Source organism: Nocardioides sp. GCM10023255, from assembly GCF_042653125.1.
GTDB lineage: Bacteria > Actinomycetota > Actinomycetes > Propionibacteriales > Nocardioidaceae > Nocardioides.
The window spans coordinates 625,612-644,675 of record NZ_JBHSHU010000003.1; the positions used below are offsets into that span (position 1 = coordinate 625,612).

The following is a 19,064-nucleotide window of genomic DNA, read 5'->3' on the forward strand; positions in this document are numbered from 1 at the left end:
GCCCGCCTGGAGCTGTCTCTACAGCGTTCGGCCGAAGAGGTCGCGCAGGGCGTCGAAGTGCCGCTCGGTCGCCTGCTCGTCGAAGACCGACGTGTCCGCCATGGTGTAGCCGTGCGGGGCGCCGGCGTAGACCTCGTTCGCGTGCTTCAGCCCCGCCGCGTCGAGGGCCGCGCCCAGCGTCTCGATCGCCTCCGGCGGCATGGAACGGTCGCCGTCGGCATGCCCGTAGACGAACTCGGCGCGGGCGCCGGCGATCCGCAGGTGCGGGCTGTCCGGCCCGTCGACGACCAGCCCACCGCCGTGGAACCCACCGACGGCGGCGACCACGTCCGGACGCAGCCCCGCGGCCCGGGTGGCGAGCCGGGCTCCGAAGCAGTACCCGACGACACCGATCGGCGCCGTGGCGCGCTCGAGCAGCGCCTCGATCCACAGCAGCGTGTCGGGGTCGGACTGGTCGGGGGTCAGGCCGGCCACCCGGTCCGTGACCCCGCCGGCGAAGAACTTCTCGCGGTTGTCGGCGACCCTGAGGTCCGCCGTGGGGGCCAGCTCGGCCGCCCTCCCGTAGCGGTGGAACACGTTGGGGGCGAGCACGACGTACCCCCACGAGGCCATCCGGTCGGCCATCTCCTCGATGCGCGGGCGCAGCCCGATCGCGTCCATGAAGAGCAGGACACCGGGGTGCGGCCCGGGGGTCCCGGGGCCGGTCAGGTAGGCCTCGGCCGGGCCGTCGGGGGTCTGGATCTCGATCGTCTCGCGCATGCGGGAGACGCTAGCCACCCCGCGGTGACCGCGACCCTCCACCCGGATCCGGTCCGGGTCGAACGGATCTTCCCCCGGCACCCCGTGACATGGGCACAATGAACGGACGCGGGCTCGCCGCGCGGTCCGAGTGGGAAGGTGCCCCAGGGTGCAGCGCTACATCGACGAGCTCCACCTCCTGCAGGCGATCCGGCTCGCCGTCCTGGCCACCGACGTCGACGGCGTCGTCACGTTCGCGAACGAGGCCGCCGCGGAGGCGTACGCCGAGGAGGTCGCCGGGCTGCTCGGCCTGTCCGTCCGCGACCTGCTGGCCCCGGAACCGGCCGCCGGCAGCACCTTCGACCTCCCCGCGGTCCTGGGCGGCGAGACCTGGCGCGGCGACCTCCCGGTCCGACGCCCCCGCGGCGACTGGTTCCTCGCGGCCGTCTCGGCCACCCCGATCCGCGACCGTGAGGGGGCCGTCGTCGGCGCGGTCGTCGTCGCGGAGGACATGACCGAGATCCGGGCGGCCGAGGCCGCTGCCGCCGCCAGCGAGCAGCGCCTGCGCCTGGCCCATGACGCCGCGGGACTCGGCAGCTGGCACTGGGACATGGTCGCCGGCACCAACGTGTGGGACGAGCAGCTGGAGGCCATCTACGGCATGCCGCCCGGCGGCTTCGACGGCACGTTCGAGGCGTGGGAGGCGACCTTGCACCCGGACGACCACGACCGGGTGCTGGCCGTCGTCCAGGAGGCGATCGAGGCGCGGTCGTCGTACGTGCTGCGCAACCGGATGTTCTGGCCGGACGGGACGATGCGCTGGATCGAGGCCCACGGCAAGGTCACCACCGACGAGCAGGGCAACCCGACCGGCACGATCGGCTGCGTCCGCGACGTGACCGAGCGGGTGCTGCTGGAGGAGCGGGAGGCCGACGCCGTCGCCCGCGCCCAGCTCCTGCAGGAGGTGACCGCCGACTTCGTCCGGGCGTGGACCCTCGACCAGGTCGAGGACGTGCTGCGGGCCGGCCTCGAGCGGGTCCGCCACATCGTCGGTGAGGGGGTGGCGCTCCGCGTCCCCGACGACCTGGCGGCCGCGAGCGGCAGCGGCGCGCTGCTCGCGAGCAGCGACCAGCCGCTCCCCGGTGCGGACCTGCGGCTGCTGGAGACGCTGGCCTCGCAGTGCGCCATCGCGGCCCAGCGCGCCCTGCTCCAGGCCCGGACCGCCGACATCGCCGAACAGCTCCAGTCCAGCCTCGCCGCCAGCCCGCTGCCGGCGCTCGACCGCTTCGAGCTCGCCGTGCACTACGCCCCCGGGGGCGACGAGCTGGAGCACGTGGGCGGCGACTGGTACGACGCCGTCGCGACGCCGGACGGTCTGCTCGCGCTCGTCGTGGGTGACGTGATGGGCCGCGGGGTGCGTGCGGCGACCACGATGATCCGGGTGCGCGCCGGCATCCGCGGCCTGCTCACGGTCGACCCTGCTCCCCCGGCCGTGCTCGCCGCCGCCGACGAGATGATGACGCGCGACGCGCCCGACCAGTTCGTCACGGCGGCCGCGGCCCTGGTCGACCCGGCCACCGGCGCGCTCACCCTCGGCAACGCGGGCCACATGCCCGCCGTCGTCGTGCACACCGACGGGAGCACCGAGGCACTGGGCGCGGCCACCGGCGTACCGCTGGGTGTCGTGCGCCGGCGTGACCGGACCGTGACGACCGGTCACCTCGAGCCGGGCGCCGTGCTGGTCCTCGTGACCGACGGCGTCGTCGAGTCCCGCAGCCAGGACCTCGACCGCGGGATCGCGCGGCTGCGCGAGCGAGCGGCACAGCTGCGGGACCGGCCGCTCGCCGACCTGGTGGCGGGGCTCGCAGACCTCGCGGACCCGACGTCCGGGGACGACGTCACCGTCGTCGCGGCGCGCCTGCTGTGAGATTGAGACCACCGACTGGGTGGCGCAAAGTGCTCTCAATGTCGCGAGTCGGTACTCGCTGAGCCGAGGAGTCTTGCCACGAGATCGGCCCCGGGTTCGGGCGTCTGGTCGTCGAGGTCGTTCGTCAGCAGCGCGGCATCGGTGTTCCTGCCACGGAAGCTGAGGATGCTCGAGTGGGAGGCGACAGTGACGGGGCTGCTCCATGGCGTGCCCGACGACTGTGTCGTGAGGATGATGGATCCGTCCTCACTGCCAGTGCCGAGGACGACCGCGGTGCCGTTGTCGTCCAGCCAGGGTGAGGTCCAACTTCCGTCATCCGGCAGAGTGCTCGGGGCTGTCCAGTGGCCATGCGGCCCCATCCGTGCAGCTTGGTCGCGATAGGTGTTCGACCAATCCTCGCCTTGCAGCCACGTTGTCAGGACGCCACCGCTGTCATTCATCGACATCCGCAGATCCCCGCCGTCCTCGAGCAATTTCTGAGTGACCCACCCCCGAGGGTGCCATGCGCCCCTCGGGGTGCTACGGGCGTAGGCCACGCCGTTCTGGTAGCCGTGAACGTGGTCGAAGTCATCCCAAGTCGACCAGATGACGAGAGATCGGCGGGTCGGCGACATCGCAGTGTGGACTGCCCCGATACGTCCGAACTTCTCACCTGCTCGCATCAGTACGTGAGAACGCTGCCAATCCCCTCTGTGGGGACGGACTCGGGCAGCCAGGAGGCTCTTGGACAGCCAAGAAACCACAGCGTCGCCGCGCTTGTTGACCGCCACCTGAGTGCCAGTGAATGCTCGGTTGCTCAGTCGTTGCTGGTGTGTCCATCCACCGTCTACCGTCCTCTTCCTCAGCATCACGCCATGGCTGTTCCACGCGACCCACGTGGTTCGGTGACCGTCGACGGCAACGGATGGTGAGCCGAAGCGTGAGGTTGTCTTGCCGATTCGGACCGGACCGCTCCATCTGCCTCTGCGCCAGTGACACTCGTACAGCCGTGAAGCCTTCTCCCCAACTCGCAACCACACCACCGAGGCGAATCCTCCACGTGAGGCATCCGCTGCGAACCAGATCCCGGTCCTGGGTGCGGTCAGCGCCTGCGGCCCGTCCCATGCCCCCTCGAGCGAGCGTCGCGCAGCGTAGAGGACCTGGGGACCGCGACCTTCTCCCTCGGTCCACACAGCCGTGGCGACCCCACGCCCGTCGACACCCACCCAGCCGCTCGACGCCGGCGTCGTCGACACCACCTCAGGCGGGCCGAATGAGGGCGTCGACGGCGAAACGCCGGCTGACGCCACCGTTAGACTCAAGAGCGCTGCGAACGCTCCCAGCGACATGGCAAGCCTGGTCGTGCGCATCATCGCCTCCCTGACGGGGCGTCGTTGCCCACCCCCAGCCTTTGTCGACCGGATCTCCGCGGGAAGTGCCGTTCGGGGTCCAGAAACGGACCTAGGGACGCTTGTCGGAAAACGAAGCTCGCGTGATGACGTCCGCGGCTGTGAGGCTCAGAGCTCGGACTGGATCCCGGCGAGGAGCTGCCGTGCCATCACGATCCGCTGCACCTGGTTGGTGCCCTCGTAGATCTGGGTGATCTTGGCGTCGCGCATCATCCGCTCGACCGGGTACTCCCGGGTGTAGCCGTAGCCGCCGAGGACCTGCACCGCGTTGGTGGTGACCTCCATCGCGACGTCCGAGGCGAAGCACTTCGCGGCGGCACCGAAGAACGTGAGGTCGGCGTCGCCCCTCTCGGAGCGACCCGCGGCGGCGTAGGTCATCTGGCGCGCGGCCTCGATCTTCATGCCCATGTCGGCGAGCAGGAACTGCAGCCCCTGGAAGTCGGCGATCGGCTTGCCGAACTGCTGGCGCTCCTGGGCGTAGCCCAGCGCGTAGTCCAGCGCGCCCTGGGCGACGCCGACCGCCTGCGCGGCGATCGTGACGCGGGTGTGGTCGAGCGTCTTCATCGCCGTCTCGAAGCCGGTGCCCTCGGCGCCGATCATCCGGTCGGCGGGGATCCGCACGTTGTCGAGGTAGACCTCGCGGGTCGGGCTGCCCTTGATACCGAGCTTCTTCTCCGGCGCACCGAAGGAGACACCCTCGTCGGACTTCTCGACGACGAACGCCGAGATGCCCTTGCTGCGCTTCTCGGGGTCGGTCACCGCCATCACGGTGTAGAACTCCGAGACACCGGCGTTGGTGATCCAGCGCTTCACGCCGTTGAGGACCCACTCGTCCCCGTCGCGGGTGGCCCGGGTCTTCATCGACACGGCGTCCGACCCGGCGTCGGGCTCGGAGAGGCAGTAGGAGAAGCCGCCCTCCCCCGCCGCGAGCCGACCGAGGTACTTCTTCTTGAGCTCCTCGCTGCCGGAGATCTGCACCGGCAGGCTGCCGAGCTTGTTCACCGCGGGGATCAGGCTGCTGGACACGCAGGCGCGCGCGACCTCCTCGATCACGATGACCGTGGCCAGCGCGTCGGCACCGGCGCCGCCGTACTCCTCGGGCACGTGCGGCGCGTGGAAGTCCGCCGCCTGCAGGGCGTCATGCGCCTCCTGGGGGTAGCGCGCGTTCTCGTCCACGTCGGCGGCGTACGGCGCGACCTTGGCGTCGCAGACCGCGCGCACGGCCTCGCGGATGGCCTGATGCTCCTCCGAGAGGGCGTACATCGGAAAGTCGCTCATGGACGGGATCGTACTTGTGGGTAACCGAGGGGGCGCGGTGAGGTGCACCTCAGCGGATCCGGAAATGCGGGACGCCCGGCCGGTGCACGAGGCACCGGCCGGGCGTCCGCTGAGCTGCGACCGGTCAGGTCAGGGTCACTTGACGACCTTGACGACGACGGCCTTCGACTTGCTGGCGTTGCGGTAGGCGTCGCCGGCCCACTTCGCGGTGATCTTGTGCTTGCCGACCTTGAGGCCCTTGGCCTTGAAGACCGCCTTGCCCGCGTCGTTCAGGGCCGCGGTGCCGAGCTTCTTCTTGCCGTCCTTGATGACGACCTTGCCGCGGAAGTCGCTCACGCCGCCCGCCACCTTGGTGACGATCTTGGCGACCTTGCCCTTCTTGACCTTCGCGGGCGCCGTCACGGTGGTCGTCGAGTCGTTCTTGACCACGGTCAGGGTGTCAAGCACGGCCGGGTCGGCCGAGGTCGTGCAGGGAACCGAGACGTCGCCGAGAGCACTGGTCCCGCTGAGGACGAACGACTTGGGCATCGTGAGGTCGTAGACGCCCCCGCCGGGCACCGAGAAGTCGGAGTTGGTGCCGGTGGCCGGCAGGTCGACGCCACCGCCCTCGACAGGAGTCGGCGTGCCGAACGCGAACTCGGCCACCTTGACGGCCTTGCTCCCGAGCAGGATGGTCATGTCGCTCGCGCCGAGGTTGCTCACCGCGGGCAGCAGACCGGCCACGTCCGGGCCGGCGTGGAACACGTAACTGGCGTTGAGCGAGCCCTGGCTCAGCGGCAGGCCGGCGGGGATCTCGGGGAAGCCGGCACTGATGTTCGGGATGGTCATGTCGACCGGCACCTGCTGCGCGCCGATGATCGGGAACGTGCAGGTGTAGGTGCTGGTGCCGGTCTTCGTCGTGTCGGCCGCGTCGGCGGCGGTGGACGAGGCACCGACCAGGGCGCCGGCACCGAGCGCGGCGGCGACACCGGCGGTGACGAGACGACGACCCATGCGAGAAACGTTCATGAAGTGTGGCTCCCTCAAGCAGCTCAGTGGTGCTACCTCTCGGTAGCAAAAGACGCTGAACGCTAACCTCCGCCGCCGGAGGATGTTCGGGGAATGCCGGAAGTCGTCGCGTAGTTTCTCCGGACATGGCTGACTGGCAGGACACCGAGTGGATCCGGTTCATGCTCGACGAGTGCGAGACCTGGGCGGTGGTGGGGCTCTCGGGCGACCCGGGCCGCACGGCGTACGAGATCGCGGCACTGCTCCAGCGGCGCGGCAAGCGCATCGTGCCGATCCACCCGGACGCTCCCGTCGTGCTCGGTGAGCAGGGCTACGCGACGCTGGCCGACGTGCCGTTCCCGATCGACGTGGTCGACGTCTTCCGCCGCTCCGAGGCCGCCGGCGAGTTCGCCGACCAGGCCGTCGCCGTGGGTGCGAAGGGCGTGTGGTTCCAGCTCGGGGTCGTGGACGAGGACGCCTTCCGACGTACGACGCTCGCCGGGGTGCCGATGGTCATGGACACCTGCCCGGCCATGTGGAGATGAGCCGGCCGGGCGGCGACCTCGCCGTCGTGCCGGGACCCGGCCTGCCGGACGGGCTGACCATCCCCGCGGTCGAGCTGGTCGAGCGCTTCTCCCGCTCCCCGGGCCCGGGCGGACAGTCGGTGAACACCACCGACAGCCGGGTCGAGCTCGTGTACGACGTCGCCGCGTCGTCGGCCCTCAGCGAGGGGCAGCGTCGCCGGGCGCTGAGCCGGCTGGCCGAACGGCTCGTGGACGGCACCATGGTGGTCGTCGCCTCCGAGCACCGGTCCCAGCACCGCAACCGGGTCGCCGCCCGGGAGCGGCTCGCGGAGCTCCTGCGCAGCGCGCTGGCTCCCCCGCCACCGCCCCGGCGGGCGACGAAGCCGACCAGGGGGTCGCAGCGGCGGCGGCTCGAGGCCAAGCGTCAGCGTGGGCTGACCAAGTCCTTACGCGGTCGGGTCCGCGGCGAGTGACCGCCGGTCCGGCACGACGAGAACGTGCCGGACCACCCCCTAGAAGCCGAGCTTGCGGGCGGGCTCGCGGACGGCCCGACCCTTCTCCTGCGCGGCGGTCCTGAGGTCCGCCTGGAAGGCGATCATCTTCTCCAGCAGCGCCGGGTCGCCCGTGGCGAGGATGCGGGCGGCGAGCAGGCCGGCGTTGCGGGCGTTGCCGATCGCGACCGTGGCCACCGGCACCCCGGCCGGCATCTGCACGATCGAGAGCAGCGAGTCCATGCCGTCGAGGTACTTCAGCGGCACCGGCACGCCGATGACCGGCAGCGGCGTCACCGCGGCGAGCATGCCCGGCAGGTGGGCCGCCCCGCCGGCGCCGGCGATGATGACCGAGAGGCCCCGGCCGGCGGCCCGCCTGCCGTAGTCGAGCATCTCGTCGGGCATCCGGTGCGCGGAGACGACGTCGGCCTCGTGGGGGATGCCGAGCTCCTCCAGGGCCTCGGCGGCCGCCTTCATCACCGGCCAGTCGGAGTCGGACCCCATGACGATGCCGACGCGGGGTCCCTGGACCGACGTTTCAGCCATGCTCACTCGCTCTCGTTGCCGAGGTCGCCACGGAACCACGCGGCGGCGTGCCGCGCGCGCTCCAGGCAGTCCTCGAGGTCGTCGCCGTAGGCGTTGACGTGCCCCACCTTGCGGCCGGGGCGCAGCTCCTTGCCGTAGAGGTGCACGCGCAGGTGCGGGTCACGCGCGAGCGCGTGCGGGTAGCCGTCGTACAGCCGGCCGACCTCGGGGTCGACACCGCCGAGGATGTTCACCATCACCGTCCAGCGGGCCCGGGGCGCGGGCGAGCCGAGCGGGAGGTCCATCACGGCGCGCAGGTGGTTCTCGAACTGCGAGGTGACCGCACCGTCCTGGGTCCAGTGCCCGGTGTTGTGCGGCCGCATCGCGAGCTCGTTGACGAGCACGCGGCCGTCGGCGGTCTCGAACATCTCGACGGCGAGGATGCCGGTGACGTCGAGGGCCCCGGCGATCCGCAGCGCGATCTCCTGGGCCTGGCCGGCGAGCTCGGGGTCGAGGTCCGGGGCCGGGGCGACGACCTCGAGGCAGATGCCGTCCTGCTGGGTGGACGCGACGACGGGGTACGCCGCGGCCTGGCCGCTCGGCGAGCGGGCCACCAGCGCGGAGAGCTCGCGACGGAAGTCGACCAGCTCCTCGGCCAGCAGCCGCACCTCGGTCTCCTCGGCCGCCCGGAACGCCTCCTCGCAGTCGGCCAGTGACCGGACGAACCACACCCCTTTGCCGTCGTAGCCGCCCCGGGTCGTCTTCAGCACGCACGGGAAGCCGAACGCCTCGACGTCGGCGAGGGATCCGACGACCGCGTTGCGCGGACAGGGCACGCCAAGCGCGGCCAGCCGCTCACGCATGACGGCCTTGTCCTGGGCGTGCACGAGCGCACCGGGCCCGGGGTGGACCGCGACGCCGTCGTCGGCCAGCGCGTGCAGGTGCTCGGTCGGCACGTGCTCGTGGTCGAAGGTGACGGCGCGGCAGCCGTGGGTGACCCGGCGCAGCGTGTCGAGGTCGCGGTAGTCACCGACGACGTGGTCGGGGATCACCTGCGCGGCGGACACGCCCTCCCCTTCCGCCAGCAGGCGGAGCGGGAGACCGAGGGCGATGGCGGGCTGCGCCATCATCCGGGCGAGCTGGCCGCCGCCGATGACGGCGAGAGTGGGAGCGGGCTCGGACACGGGGCCAGCGTAGTGACCCGGTCAGCGGTGGGTGTCCCCGGTCTCGAAGCGCAGGCCCTGCCCGCGGATCGTGGTGATCAGGCGCGGGCGCCGGCTGTCGTCGCCGAGCTTGCGGCGCACCCACCCCAGGTGCACGTCGATCGTCTTGGACGAGGTCCAGAAGGTCGTGCTCCAGACCTCGCGCATCAGCTCGTCGCGGGTGACGATCTCACCGGCCCGGGACATCAGCGCGTGCACGAGGTCGAACTCCTTGCGGGACAGCAGGATCTCCTCGACCCCGCGCCACGCCCGGCGGCTCTCGGGGTCGAGTCGCACGTCCTGCACCTCGACCACGGCACCAAGGTAGGAAGCAAAGCGGGCCCCCGGAGCCGAAATCCCCCAAATGGGGTCAACGCACTGGACCGGCGCCCGGGATCGCCGCCCGTGGGGGGCTCAGTGGCGGCGTACCGCGACCGGCTCCACGAGGCCGAACCCCCGCACCGGCCGGGCGGGCAGCCGCCGGGTCTCGAACTGGTCGTCCGGGAGCAGTTCCGCGGTCTCGGCATCGATGATGATCCGGTTGCGCCGGGCCACCGCCGTCAGCCGGGCGGCCATGTTGACCGGCGGACCGAACACGTCACCGAGCCGCATGACGACCGAGCCGCTGGCCAGGCCGACCCGCACGTCGGGCATCCGGGAGTCCCGCCCGATCACGTTGATGATCCCCTCGGCGGTGTCGTAGGCCCGGATCGGGTCGTCGTTCACGAAAAGCACGGCGTCGCCGATGCTCTTGATCACGCGTCCGCGCTGGCCCGCGACGACGTCGGCGCACCGGGACTCGAACAGCTCGACGAGGTCGCCGATGCGTGCCTCGGTGAGCTGGTTCGACAGCGCCGTGAAGCTGACGATGTCGGCGAAGCCCACGGTCAGCTGGGTGGTGTGCAGGTCCTCCTCGTTGGCCCCCAGCGCCTCGACCCGGGCCACCGCGGCGGCCAGGTGGCGGCGCCACGCGTAGAGCATGAGCTGCTCGAAGGGCCGGTTGAACTCCTCGACGATCCGCATCGCCGAGCCGACCCGGCTGCCCGTCGCCTGGTCCCCGGCCTCGAGCTCCTCGACGCGCTGGACCAGGGAGGCCACCTCCCAGTCGGCGAGCCGGGCCATGGTCTGCCCCACGGCCCGGGTGAGGTTCACCGCCAGGTCGAAGTCGATCAGGCCCGACTCCACGACGTCGGTCAGGGTCGAGACGGCCGCGGCGTCGGCGCGCGTGAACGCGGTCTCGACCCCGTGCTCGGGGAAGCCCAGCGCCCGCCACAGGCGGCGCGCCTCCTCGATGGTGACGCCGGTCGCCTCCGACACCTCGGCGGCGTTGAAGACGAGCTCCTCGCCGAGGATCGCCCTCTCGAGGCGGTCGCGCGGCTGCTCGGGGTCAGGTGCCGTCATGCCCACGCGGGTCGCTGACGTCGTGGAGCAGGAGGTTCAGCCGGCGCTGGGTGTCCTCCACGTGCGGGATGTCGGGGAGCCGGACCTGGCCGTGGGTGCTCGCGTCGCTGATGATGAGCGTGCCGCAGCCCAGCATCCGGTCGACCAGCCCGAGCTCACTGGCCACGTCGCTGATCCGCGAGAGCGGGATGTCGTGGCCGCGGCGCGTGATCACTCCGGTGCGGGTGATCAGGCGGCGGCTGGTGAACGTGTACGACGCGGTCGCCCACACCAGGAACGGGCGCAGGACCCACCAGACCACGCCGACGGCGACGAGCACCCAGACGACGAGGGTGACGACGTGCTGGTCGACGACGGTCTGGGCGGCGACCCCGAGCGCGAGCAGGAGGACCAGCGCGAGCACCGGCACCAGCAACGCCTTGGGGTGCGTGCGCGTGCTGATGACGACGGTCTCGCCGTCGTTGAGCAGCTTCTGCGAGATGGCCACCCCCGGATCATGTCACCTGGCGCCGTCAGCCGGTGACCGAACGCACGTGCACCACGTCGCCGGCGCCGACGGCCACCTCACCCTCGGGTCCGTCCACGACGAGCCGGCCGCCGGCGTCGACGCGGGTGGCCCGCCCGGTCAGCGAGCCGCCCCCCGGGAGGCCGACCCGGACCTCGCGGCCGACGGTCGCGCAGGCGCGCAGGTACGCCGCGTGCAGGGTGGCCGACCCACCCGCCCGCCAGGCGTCGTACTCCTCCCGCAGCGCGCCGAGGACCAGCAGCAGGACCTCGGTGCGGTCCGGGGTCGCGCCGGCCTCGAGGGCGAGCGAGGTCGCGGCCTCGATCGGCAGCTCCTCGCGGGTGGTGCTGACGTTGATCCCGACGCCGACGACGGCGGCCGGACCGGCCGCGGTCTCGACGCGCTCGACCAGGATGCCGGCCACCTTGCGCTCGCCGACGAGCACGTCGTTGGGCCACTTCACCTCGGCGGCGACGCCGACCTCCCGCAGCGCCCGGGCCACGGCGTACCCCGTCATCAGGGGCAGCCACGGCCACTCCGTCGGCTCCACCTCCGGGCACAGCAGCACCGAGAACGTGAGGGCCGCCCGGGCGGGCGTCTCCCAGGTCCGGTCGAGCCGCCCGCGCCCCGAGGTCTGGTGCTCGGCGACCACGACGAGGCCCTCTCCCGCGCCGGCACGGGCACGTGCGGCGACCACGGCGTTGGTGGAGGGCGCCGCGTCGACCACCTCGACGACCAGGCCGGGTGGGCCGGCGGCGAGGCGATCGGCGTCGAGGGATGGGCGCGGAGGCAGGTCACCGGTCATGGGCACTACATTGGCCCACGGACTTGACGAGGTCGACCAGGAGGCCACCAGAAGTGAGCGCACAGCCGGGCGAGGGCACCGACGTCCCCGAAGACATCGACATCCACACCACGGCGGGCAAGCTGGCCGATCTGGACCGGCGCCTCGACGAGGCCGTGCACGCGGGGTCGGCCAAGGCGGTGGAGAAGCAGCACGCCAAGGGCCGCAAGACCGCCCGGGAGCGGATCGAGCTGCTCTTCGACGAGGGCTCGTTCGTCGAGCTCGACGAGCTGGCCCGACACCGCTCGACCGCGTTCGGGCTGGAGAAGAAGCGCCCCTACGGCGACGGCGTGGTGACCGGTTACGGCACCATCGACGGCCGCCAGGTCTGCGTGTTCTCCCAGGACTTCACCGTCTTCGGTGGCTCGCTGGGCGAGGTCTACGGCGAGAAGATCACCAAGGTGATGGACCTGGCCATCAAGACCGGCTGCCCGATCATCGGCATCAACGAGGGCGCCGGGGCCCGCATCCAGGAGGGCGTGGTCTCCCTCGGCCTGTACGGCGAGATCTTCCGCCGCAACGTGCACGCCTCCGGCGTGATCCCGCAGATCAGCCTGATCATGGGCTCCTGCGCCGGCGGCCACGTCTACTCCCCCGCGGTGACCGACTTCACGATCATGGTCGACGGCACCTCCAACATGTTCATCACCGGCCCCGACGTGATCAAGACCGTCACCGGCGAGGACGTCTCGATGGAGGAGCTCGGCGGCGCCCGCACCCACAACACCAGGTCGGGCAACGCCCACTACATGGGCACCGACGAGGAGGACGCGCTCGACTACGTCAAGGCGCTGCTCTCCTTCCTCCCGCAGAACAACCTCGACGAGCCACCGGCCTACGACGACCCCGCGGACCTCGACCTCTCCGAGCTGGACCAGGCCCTGGACGCCCTGATCCCGGACTCCCCCAACCAGCCCTACGACATGCACGAGGTGATCGCGGCGGTCGTGGACGAGGAGGAGTTCCTCGAGGTCCAGGCGATGTTCGCGCCCAACATCATCGTCGGCTTCGGCCGCGTCGAGGGCCGACCGGTGGGCGTGGTGGCCAACCAGCCGATGCAGTTCGCCGGCACCCTCGACATCGACGCCTCCGAGAAGGCCGCCCGGTTCGTGCGCACCTGCGACGCGTTCAACATCCCGGTGCTGACCTTCGTCGACGTGCCCGGCTTTCTGCCCGGCACCGACCAGGAGTGGAACGGCATCATCCGCCGCGGCGCGAAGCTGATCTACGCCTACGCCGAGGCCACCGTCCCGCTGGTCACGATCATCACCCGCAAGGCCTACGGCGGCGCCTATGACGTGATGGGCTCCAAGCACCTCGGCGCCGACATCAACCTCGCCTGGCCCACCGCCCAGATCGCGGTCATGGGCGCCCAGGGCGCGGTCAACATCCTCTACCGCAACGAGCTCAAGGACGCCTCGGACCCCGAGGCCAAGCGCGCCGAGCTGATCACCGAGTACGAGGACACCCTCGCCAACCCCTACGTCGCCGCCGAACGCGGCTACGTCGACGCCGTCATCTCCCCCCACGAGACCCGCGTCGAGGTCGTCCGCGCCCTCCGGCTGCTGCGCTCCAAGCGCGAGACCCTGCCCGCCAAGAAGCACGGGAACATCCCCCTCTGATGGCCACTGCGAGCGCCGGGAACACGCACGCGCCGGCCGAGGCCGTCGAGAGTCCCGAGATCGAGCCGTTGCTGAAGGTCGTCAGCCCGAACGCCACGCCGGAGGAGATCGCGGCGCTGGTGACGGTGCTGTCCTCCCTCGGCGGCGGCGAGGCACCGACGCCCCGCCGCAAGCCCGAGTGGCAGTCACACCACCGCAAGCTCCGCGCCAGCCTCCCCCACGGCCCCGGCGGCTGGCGCGCCAGCGGCCTGCCGCGGTGACGTCTTCCACGACGTGCGCTTCTTGAGGAAAAACACGGCAGAACTTTGCGGTTTCGCGCTCGCGACTTGAGTTCGCGTCCCCAGACTGGGGGATGAACCGGGCGTCGGCTCGCTCGGGCCGACCTGACTGGAGACGAGGATCGTGAGACCGGAAGACGTGGCCCCGGGCGCGGTGGTGCCCCCGGCGCGGATGCCCGACCCCGAGGCCTCCTACGTCCGGGTCCCCGACCCGACCCTCGCGGCGTACGCCGACCAGTTCCTCGACGAGGTCGACTCGATCCCGACCTACCGCCCCACCGTCGGGTGCGTGATCCCGGCCTACAACGAGGCCGAGACCATCGCGGGCGTGCTGGACTCGCTGCTCCAGCAGACCCGGATCCCGGACACGATCCACGTCATCGTCAACAACAGCAGCGACGACTCCGTCGAGATCGCCTCGCACTACGCCGGCCCGCACACCCGGATGACCCCGTCCGGCGAGCAGAGCACGGTCATCTACATCCACGACATCGGCAAGAACCCCGACAAGAAGGTCGGGGCGCTCAACTACGGCTACTCCCTGGTCGAGACCATGGACTACCTGCTCGGCGTCGACGGCGACACCACGCCCGAGCCGGACGCGGTCGAGCACCTGGTCAACGAGATCGCCAGCGACGACCGGATCGGCGGCATCTCCGCGATCTACAGCATCGACGACAGCGCCATGGACGGCCTGATGGCGAAGTTCCTGATCGCCGGCCAGCGCGCCCAGTTCGCGGCCTTCAACATGCAGAACATGCTGAAGGGCCGCAACATGGCCGTGCTCGGCGGCCAGTTCTCGATCTTCTCCACCCAGGCGCTGCGCGACGTGATGCGCGACAGCCACCAGCGCACCCCGTGGGTCAACGACAGCGAGGTCGAGGACTCCCTGCTCTCGCTGCAGATCAAGAGCGCCGGCTACCTGACCAAGATCAGCGCCCAGGCGCGCGCCCACGTCGGCGGCATGACCACCCTGCGCTCGCTGGACGCCCAGCAGGTGAAGTGGAACTTCGGCGCGATCGACCTGATGTGGCCCGGCCAGCGCGGCGACACCCGCGGCCAGCCCTTCCACCCGAACCTGCGGCTGCGGTGGTTCGAGCACATGTCGATGGTCGTCAACATGACCACCCGCCTGATGTTCTTCCTGCTGCTCCTCGGCGCGCTCTCCATCCACGCGTTCGTCTTCCGGGCGTGGTGGCTGATCCCCCCGACGGCGGCCGTGCTGCTGAACTTCCGGGTCGCGCACTCGATGAAGTTCCGCAACATCAAGGACTACCTGTTCGTGCTGCTGCTGTTCCCCGCCGAGCTCTACATGGTCATCCGGATGGGGCACTTCGTGCGCGCCTGGCTGAAGTTCTTCAGCCGCCAGCAGACCGACAACTGGGCGGCCCAGGCCAAGGCGGAGCGCGGCAAGGGCATCGCCTGGCTGTACCCGTTCGTGGCCCTCGTGCTGTTCTTCGTCGCCGCGGGGGTGGCGTGGGCGCAGGTCCCGATCCAGACCCAGTCGGACATCCTGGCGATCGGCTGGCCGATCCTGGGCGTGATCACCATCGCCCAGACCGCGTGGATGCTGCTGAAGTCGATGCGCCGCTACCGCGGCTACCAGGCATGAGAGGAACACCGATGACGAGGACCGGCAAGACTCGGGCCGCCCGTCTGGTCACCGTGGTGGTGGTGCTGGCCGCCCTCCAGGCGGCGCTGAGCGGCTGTGGGGCCCTCGGTCTCGGTGGGGGCGGGTCCACCGACGCCGCGTCGCCGAAGCCGGCCGTGGCCACGCCTGCGCCGTACGACTCCCAGTTCACCCGGGACGGCACCTTCCAGTCGCACGTCAAGGTGAACGGGCTCGACTTCGTCTACACGCTCTACCCGACCAAGTCGACCCCGCGGACCAACGAGTGGTACCCGCGCGGCAACAAGTTCTTCTCGTTCACGTTCCAGGCCTATGACCTGAACCGGAAGCTGCGCGACCCCTTCGCGACGAAGCGCAAGGTCTACCTCAGCCACATCACGGTGACCTCCCGGACCAAGACGACCGGGGGCGGGAAGACCCAGCACCCCTACGAGCTGGACGCGGTGGCCAAGGAGATCACCTTCGACCCGGAGCCGGTGACCACGCCGTACGGCATGATCATCACCTCCCCCAAGGGCGCTTTCGAGCTGCGCAACCAGCGGATCGGTCCGATGTCCCTCGACACCCGTGGCCTGGACCTGATGTTCACCGCGACGGTCAACATCCAGCGGGCCCCCGGCTCGAGCCAGTTCTACCGGCGCCAGATCAGGCAGACCGTGCCGATCGCGATCTTCGAGTCGAAGAAGCCCACCTCGGTCGCCTCGATCCCGGTCGACGCCAACTGACCGACGCCGACCGACCGAGATCAGCGATCATGGGGCATTCGCTTCGACAGGGGTGCTGATGACGGGACCGACACTGTTCCTCACCGTGGGGCTCCCGGGGACCGGCAAGACCACCGGGGCGCGGCGGTTGGAGGTGGAGCAGCGAGCCCTTCGGCTCACCAAGGACGAGTGGGTCAAGGCGCTCTACGGGCACGAGAACCCGCCGGAGGCCCAGGGCGTGATCGAGGGCCGGCTCATCCAGGTCGGGCTGCGCGCGCTCGAGCTGGGCGTCAACGTCGTCATCGACTACGGCCTCTGGTCCCGGGACGAGCGCGCCGCACTGCGGCAGGCGGCAGCGGACCGCGGCGCGGTGGTGGAGATCCACTACTTCGAGCTGGACCCGGCGGAGCAGCGGCGCCGGCTCGACCAGCGCCAGGCACTGGCGCCCCACTCGAGCTGGCCCATGTCGGACCGGGAGCTCACCGAGTGGGCCGCCCGCATCGACGTCCCGACACCGGGTGAGCTCGACGGCAGCGAACCCGTCGGGGACCCGCCCGCCGGCTTCGCGACGTGGGACGAGTGGCGCGCGCACCGGTGGCCGCCGTCCGTCTGCTGACGGGTCACCTGCCGGCGCTCGCCCATCGGCGCTGTCATGTACACGGCGCTCGAGCATCCGCGCTGCGGGAGCCCCGGGGTCCTCGTCGGCCTCGGTGCGATCCGGCGAGGAGTCCTCCCTGCTTTGAACAAACGTTTGTTCAAAGCAGGACAGCACCCTGGTGGGGAGCCCCCTCGGATCCGTGACGAACCCGGTCGGGCTCAGGCGGCCTCGGCCATCCGGTAGCCGACGCCGCGCACGGTCTCGATGTAGCGGGGCACTGCGCCGTCGTCGCCGAGCTTGCGCCGCAGGTTGGCGATGTGGACCTCGACGGACCGCTTGTCGGCCTCGTTGACGAAGTACGACGTGACGTACTGCTGGCCGCGCATGGTGAGGACCAGGTCGGCCTTGCTGCGGACCCGACGTCCGGTCCCGAGCAACGAGGCCAGCAGGTCGAACTCGGGCCGGCTCAGGTCGACGGCGCCACCGCCGACGGTGACGACCCGGCTCTCGGCGTTGAGCGCGAGGTCGCTGAACCTCAGCCACGCCCCGTCGACGCGCGCCGCTCCGAAGGCGTGCGCCACGGCGACCACGGGGGTCGGGGCGGGCGTTGGCCCGACCGGCTGCTCCGGAGGCGTCGCCCGGACGGGACCGGGCTGGAGGGGCGTCGGCTCGACCGACTGCCGCGGCTGTGCCGACGGGGGCTGAGGGGCCGACGGGGGCTGGTCCGACGGGGGCTGGGCCGACTGGGGCTGGGCGGACTGGGGCTGGGCGGGCGGCGCCACGGGCTGCGACTGCTGGACCGGTTGCGGCTGCTGAGCGGGCTGCTGCGGCGGAGGCGACGACTGTGCCGGAGCCGGCGACGCGTTGGTCAGCAGGTCGCGGGCGGCGGCGGCTGCCCAGGACTCCGGCTGGGGCGGCGCCGGGGGCGCGGCGGGCTCGTCGGTCCACCCCGACGGGACCTCGTTGCGCGACCGCGGCCGGCGCAGCATCGAGTCGGCCCGGGCGCGCAGCTCGCGGGGCCGGAACGGCTTGACCAGGTAGTCGTCGGCGCCGGCCTCGAACCCCTGGACCACGTCGATCTCGTCGGCGAGCGCGGTGATCATGATCAGGTAGGTGCTGCTGAACTCACGAAGCCGCTTGGCGACGGCGAAGCCGTCCATGCCGGGCATGTTCACGTCCAGCGTGGTGATGAGCGGGTTGTGCGTGCGCACCGCGTCCACCCCGGTCGGCCCGTCCTCCGTGACGATGGTGCGGAAGCCCGACTGCGTGAGGACGATGTCGATCAGGTCACGCACGTCGGGGTCGTCCTCGATGATCACGGCGACCCACTCATCCCCTGGCATGGGGTGGATGCTAACAATCTCCGAGCCCGTCACCACCCGGACTCGCTTGCCATCTCGAGAGCACGTTGCGGCCAGAACTCCCCCGCAGTGGGGCCTCCGCCGCACTCACCGTCGCTCTCGCCCGGGGGCTTGACCCACACGAACGCGTCCAGCCGGCTGCCGTCGTCGACATACCCGGGCATGGTCCCGAAGGCCCTGCCCGGCGGGTTGCACCAGTCGTCGGTCGAGCCCTTGCCGTTGCGCCCGGTGTCGATCACGAAGTGCCCGCCACCGCTCAGCTCGCTGACCCGCTCGGCGTAGGACTGCTCGTCCAGGTCGGTCTGGAAGTTGGCGACGTTGGTGGCGAATCCCCGGATCTTCCCGACCCCGACCTCGCGCAGCAGCCGTGCCATGTCGCCGGGCGTCACCCAGTTGGAGTGCCCGCCGTCGACGTACGTCGTCACCCCGGCGTCGCTCATCCGGGCGACCGCGTCCCCGATGAGGGCGACCCGGCCCTTCTCGTCACCACAGGCGACCGTGGCGGCCAGGGCGTCCGGCTCGAGCACGACCACGGCACTGTCGTGGCCGGAGGCGGCCGAGGCGATCTCCTGCACCCACGGGGCGTACTCGTCCTCGGCCAGCCCACCCGCGGAGTAGCCGCCGCTGCAGTCCCGGTCGGGGACGCCGTAGACGACGAGCGTCGCGACCGCGTCCTGCTCGTCGGCCGCGGCCAGGACCGAGGAGACGTAGGGACCGACCTGGCCCGCGGGGTACTGCTCGGGGGTGAGCCAGATCCCCGACGGGACGGCCGCGAGGCGGCCGAAGACGTCGGCCGACCGCGCATCGCCGTCGGCGGTCGCCTGCCTGGCCGCCTGCGCGGCCCCCGAGTCCGGGTCGGCGTAGCCGCCCTGGGTGGCGTAACGGTTGAGGTCCTGCGGGTCGCGCTCCCACGGCCCGACGTGCTTCGCCCTGGCCACGAGCAGCCCACCGGTGGCCACGACGAGCAGGAGGACCACCACGCCGACGCCGACCAGCACGAGACCGCGGGGACGGGTGGACTTCGTGTCGGTCACCCGGCACCCCCTCGGCTCTCGTGGCTG

Annotated in this window: 19 protein-coding genes and 1 pseudogene; 8 read left to right on the top strand and 12 right to left on the bottom strand. The window is 71.2% G+C overall.

Features of this window, described 5'->3' with window-relative positions:
* Window positions 1-18: 18 nt before the first annotated feature.
* A complete protein-coding gene (locus tag ACFO9I_RS06805) occupies window positions 19-759 on the bottom strand; it encodes a dienelactone hydrolase family protein (RefSeq protein WP_379179089.1) in 741 nt (246 codons plus the stop codon).
* Window positions 760-907: 148 nt separating this feature from the next.
* Here ACFO9I_RS06805 and ACFO9I_RS06810 point away from each other — a divergent pair, with 148 nt between their 5' ends.
* Window positions 908-2,665, top strand: a complete 1,758-nt coding sequence (locus ACFO9I_RS06810; RefSeq protein ID WP_379179091.1) for a SpoIIE family protein phosphatase — start codon at window positions 908-910, stop codon at window positions 2,663-2,665.
* 35 nt (window positions 2,666-2,700) lie between these two features.
* Here the strand turns inward: ACFO9I_RS06810 and ACFO9I_RS06815 are convergent, their stop codons facing one another.
* From ACFO9I_RS06815 to ACFO9I_RS06825, 3 genes are all read right to left on the bottom strand, one after another.
* A complete protein-coding gene (locus ACFO9I_RS06815; RefSeq protein WP_379179093.1) occupies window positions 2,701-3,111 on the bottom strand; it encodes a hypothetical protein in 411 nt (136 codons plus the stop codon).
* Between the two features lie 1,050 nt (window positions 3,112-4,161).
* Window positions 4,162-5,331, bottom strand: a complete 1,170-nt coding sequence (locus tag ACFO9I_RS06820) for an acyl-CoA dehydrogenase family protein (RefSeq protein ID WP_379179095.1) — start codon at window positions 5,329-5,331, stop codon at window positions 4,162-4,164.
* Window positions 5,332-5,466: 135 nt separating this feature from the next.
* Window positions 5,467-6,324, bottom strand: a complete 858-nt coding sequence (locus tag ACFO9I_RS06825; RefSeq protein WP_379179096.1) for an Ig-like domain-containing protein — start codon at window positions 6,322-6,324, stop codon at window positions 5,467-5,469.
* A 140-nt stretch (window positions 6,325-6,464) separates the two neighbouring features.
* Between ACFO9I_RS06825 and ACFO9I_RS06830 the strand changes: the two genes are divergently transcribed.
* Window positions 6,465-6,863 carry a CoA-binding protein gene (locus ACFO9I_RS06830; protein WP_379179098.1) on the top strand — a complete coding sequence of 133 codons (399 nt, stop codon included), beginning with the start codon at window positions 6,465-6,467 and terminating at the stop codon, window positions 6,861-6,863.
* Entirely contained in the window at window positions 6,860-7,315 is a 456-nt protein-coding gene (arfB, locus tag ACFO9I_RS06835) for an alternative ribosome rescue aminoacyl-tRNA hydrolase ArfB (protein WP_379179100.1), read from the top strand. The genes ACFO9I_RS06830 and arfB overlap by 4 nt, the downstream gene beginning before the upstream one ends.
* A gap of 39 nt (window positions 7,316-7,354) precedes the next feature.
* On the opposite strand, the gene purE is transcribed toward arfB, so the two are convergent.
* The 6 genes and pseudogenes from purE to ACFO9I_RS06865 form a co-directional block, all read right to left on the bottom strand.
* Window positions 7,355-7,879, bottom strand: coding sequence for a 5-(carboxyamino)imidazole ribonucleotide mutase (purE, locus tag ACFO9I_RS06840; RefSeq protein WP_379179102.1), 525 nt, complete (start codon window positions 7,877-7,879; stop codon window positions 7,355-7,357).
* 2 nt (window positions 7,880-7,881) lie between these two features.
* Window positions 7,882-9,042: a 5-(carboxyamino)imidazole ribonucleotide synthase gene (locus ACFO9I_RS06845; protein ID WP_379179104.1), complete on the bottom strand. Its 1,161-nt coding sequence runs from the start codon at window positions 9,040-9,042 to the stop codon at window positions 7,882-7,884.
* Window positions 9,043-9,063: 21 nt separating this feature from the next.
* Window positions 9,064-9,357 (bottom strand): annotated as a pseudogene (locus tag ACFO9I_RS06850) (winged helix-turn-helix domain-containing protein); the annotation flags it as partial.
* A 117-nt stretch (window positions 9,358-9,474) separates the two neighbouring features.
* A complete protein-coding gene (locus ACFO9I_RS06855; protein ID WP_379179106.1) occupies window positions 9,475-10,461 on the bottom strand; it encodes an adenylate/guanylate cyclase domain-containing protein in 987 nt (328 codons plus the stop codon).
* Entirely contained in the window at window positions 10,448-10,948 is a 501-nt protein-coding gene (locus ACFO9I_RS06860) for a PH domain-containing protein (protein WP_379179108.1), read from the bottom strand. Before ACFO9I_RS06860 ends, ACFO9I_RS06855 begins: the two co-directional genes overlap by 14 nt.
* A gap of 25 nt (window positions 10,949-10,973) precedes the next feature.
* Window positions 10,974-11,771, bottom strand: a complete 798-nt coding sequence (locus tag ACFO9I_RS06865; protein ID WP_379179110.1) for a biotin--[acetyl-CoA-carboxylase] ligase — start codon at window positions 11,769-11,771, stop codon at window positions 10,974-10,976.
* A gap of 53 nt (window positions 11,772-11,824) precedes the next feature.
* Between ACFO9I_RS06865 and ACFO9I_RS06870 the strand changes: the two genes are divergently transcribed.
* The 5 genes from ACFO9I_RS06870 (at window position 11,825) to ACFO9I_RS06890 (ending at window position 16,660) form a co-directional block, all read left to right on the top strand.
* Window positions 11,825-13,432 carry an acyl-CoA carboxylase subunit beta gene (locus ACFO9I_RS06870; RefSeq protein WP_379179112.1) on the top strand — a complete coding sequence of 536 codons (1,608 nt, stop codon included), beginning with the start codon at window positions 11,825-11,827 and terminating at the stop codon, window positions 13,430-13,432.
* On the top strand, window positions 13,432-13,692 hold the full coding sequence (locus ACFO9I_RS06875) for an acyl-CoA carboxylase subunit epsilon (RefSeq protein ID WP_379179114.1): 261 nt from the start codon (window positions 13,432-13,434) through the stop codon (window positions 13,690-13,692). The genes ACFO9I_RS06870 and ACFO9I_RS06875 overlap by 1 nt, the downstream gene beginning before the upstream one ends.
* Before the next feature lie 142 nt (window positions 13,693-13,834).
* Window positions 13,835-15,322: a glycosyltransferase family 2 protein gene (locus ACFO9I_RS06880; protein WP_379179116.1), complete on the top strand. Its 1,488-nt coding sequence runs from the start codon at window positions 13,835-13,837 to the stop codon at window positions 15,320-15,322.
* Window positions 15,323-15,333: 11 nt separating this feature from the next.
* Complete coding sequence (locus ACFO9I_RS06885; protein ID WP_379179118.1) at window positions 15,334-16,065, top strand: hypothetical protein; 732 nt, start codon at window positions 15,334-15,336, stop codon at window positions 16,063-16,065.
* Window positions 16,066-16,123: 58 nt separating this feature from the next.
* Window positions 16,124-16,660 (top strand): AAA family ATPase, encoded by a 537-nt coding sequence (locus ACFO9I_RS06890; protein WP_379179120.1) that lies wholly within the window; start codon window positions 16,124-16,126, stop codon window positions 16,658-16,660.
* A 200-nt stretch (window positions 16,661-16,860) separates the two neighbouring features.
* Here the strand turns inward: ACFO9I_RS06890 and ACFO9I_RS06895 are convergent, their stop codons facing one another.
* The gene (locus ACFO9I_RS06895) at window positions 16,861-17,985 is read right to left on the bottom strand and encodes a response regulator transcription factor (RefSeq protein WP_379179122.1); all 1,125 of its coding nucleotides are present in this window, start codon (window positions 17,983-17,985) and stop codon (window positions 16,861-16,863) included.
* 29 nt (window positions 17,986-18,014) lie between these two features.
* Window positions 18,015-19,037, bottom strand: a complete 1,023-nt coding sequence (locus tag ACFO9I_RS06900; protein WP_379179124.1) for a glycoside hydrolase family 6 protein — start codon at window positions 19,035-19,037, stop codon at window positions 18,015-18,017.
* Window positions 19,038-19,064 lie beyond the last annotated feature (27 nt).

Coding starts and splice junctions, on each gene's coding strand:
- ACFO9I_RS06875 (WP_379179114.1), top strand. CDS start 13,432: ATGGCCACTGCGAGCGCCGGGAACACGCACGCGCCGGCCGAGGCCGTC.
- ACFO9I_RS06805 (WP_379179089.1), bottom strand. CDS start 759: ATGCGCGAGACGATCGAGATCCAGACCCCCGACGGCCCGGCCGAGGCC.
- purE (WP_379179102.1), bottom strand. CDS start 7,879: ATGGCTGAAACGTCGGTCCAGGGACCCCGCGTCGGCATCGTCATGGGG.
- ACFO9I_RS06820 (WP_379179095.1), bottom strand. CDS start 5,331: ATGAGCGACTTTCCGATGTACGCCCTCTCGGAGGAGCATCAGGCCATC.
- ACFO9I_RS06815 (WP_379179093.1), bottom strand. CDS start 3,111: ATGTCGATGAATGACAGCGGTGGCGTCCTGACAACGTGGCTGCAAGGC.
- ACFO9I_RS06895 (WP_379179122.1), bottom strand. CDS start 17,985: ATGCCAGGGGATGAGTGGGTCGCCGTGATCATCGAGGACGACCCCGAC.
- ACFO9I_RS06825 (WP_379179096.1), bottom strand. CDS start 6,324: ATGGGTCGTCGTCTCGTCACCGCCGGTGTCGCCGCCGCGCTCGGTGCC.
- ACFO9I_RS06885 (WP_379179118.1), top strand. CDS start 15,334: ATGACGAGGACCGGCAAGACTCGGGCCGCCCGTCTGGTCACCGTGGTG.
- ACFO9I_RS06855 (WP_379179106.1), bottom strand. CDS start 10,461: ATGACGGCACCTGACCCCGAGCAGCCGCGCGACCGCCTCGAGAGGGCG.
- arfB (WP_379179100.1), top strand. CDS start 6,860: ATGAGCCGGCCGGGCGGCGACCTCGCCGTCGTGCCGGGACCCGGCCTG.
- ACFO9I_RS06865 (WP_379179110.1), bottom strand. CDS start 11,771: ATGACCGGTGACCTGCCTCCGCGCCCATCCCTCGACGCCGATCGCCTC.
- ACFO9I_RS06890 (WP_379179120.1), top strand. CDS start 16,124: ATGACGGGACCGACACTGTTCCTCACCGTGGGGCTCCCGGGGACCGGC.
- ACFO9I_RS06830 (WP_379179098.1), top strand. CDS start 6,465: ATGGCTGACTGGCAGGACACCGAGTGGATCCGGTTCATGCTCGACGAG.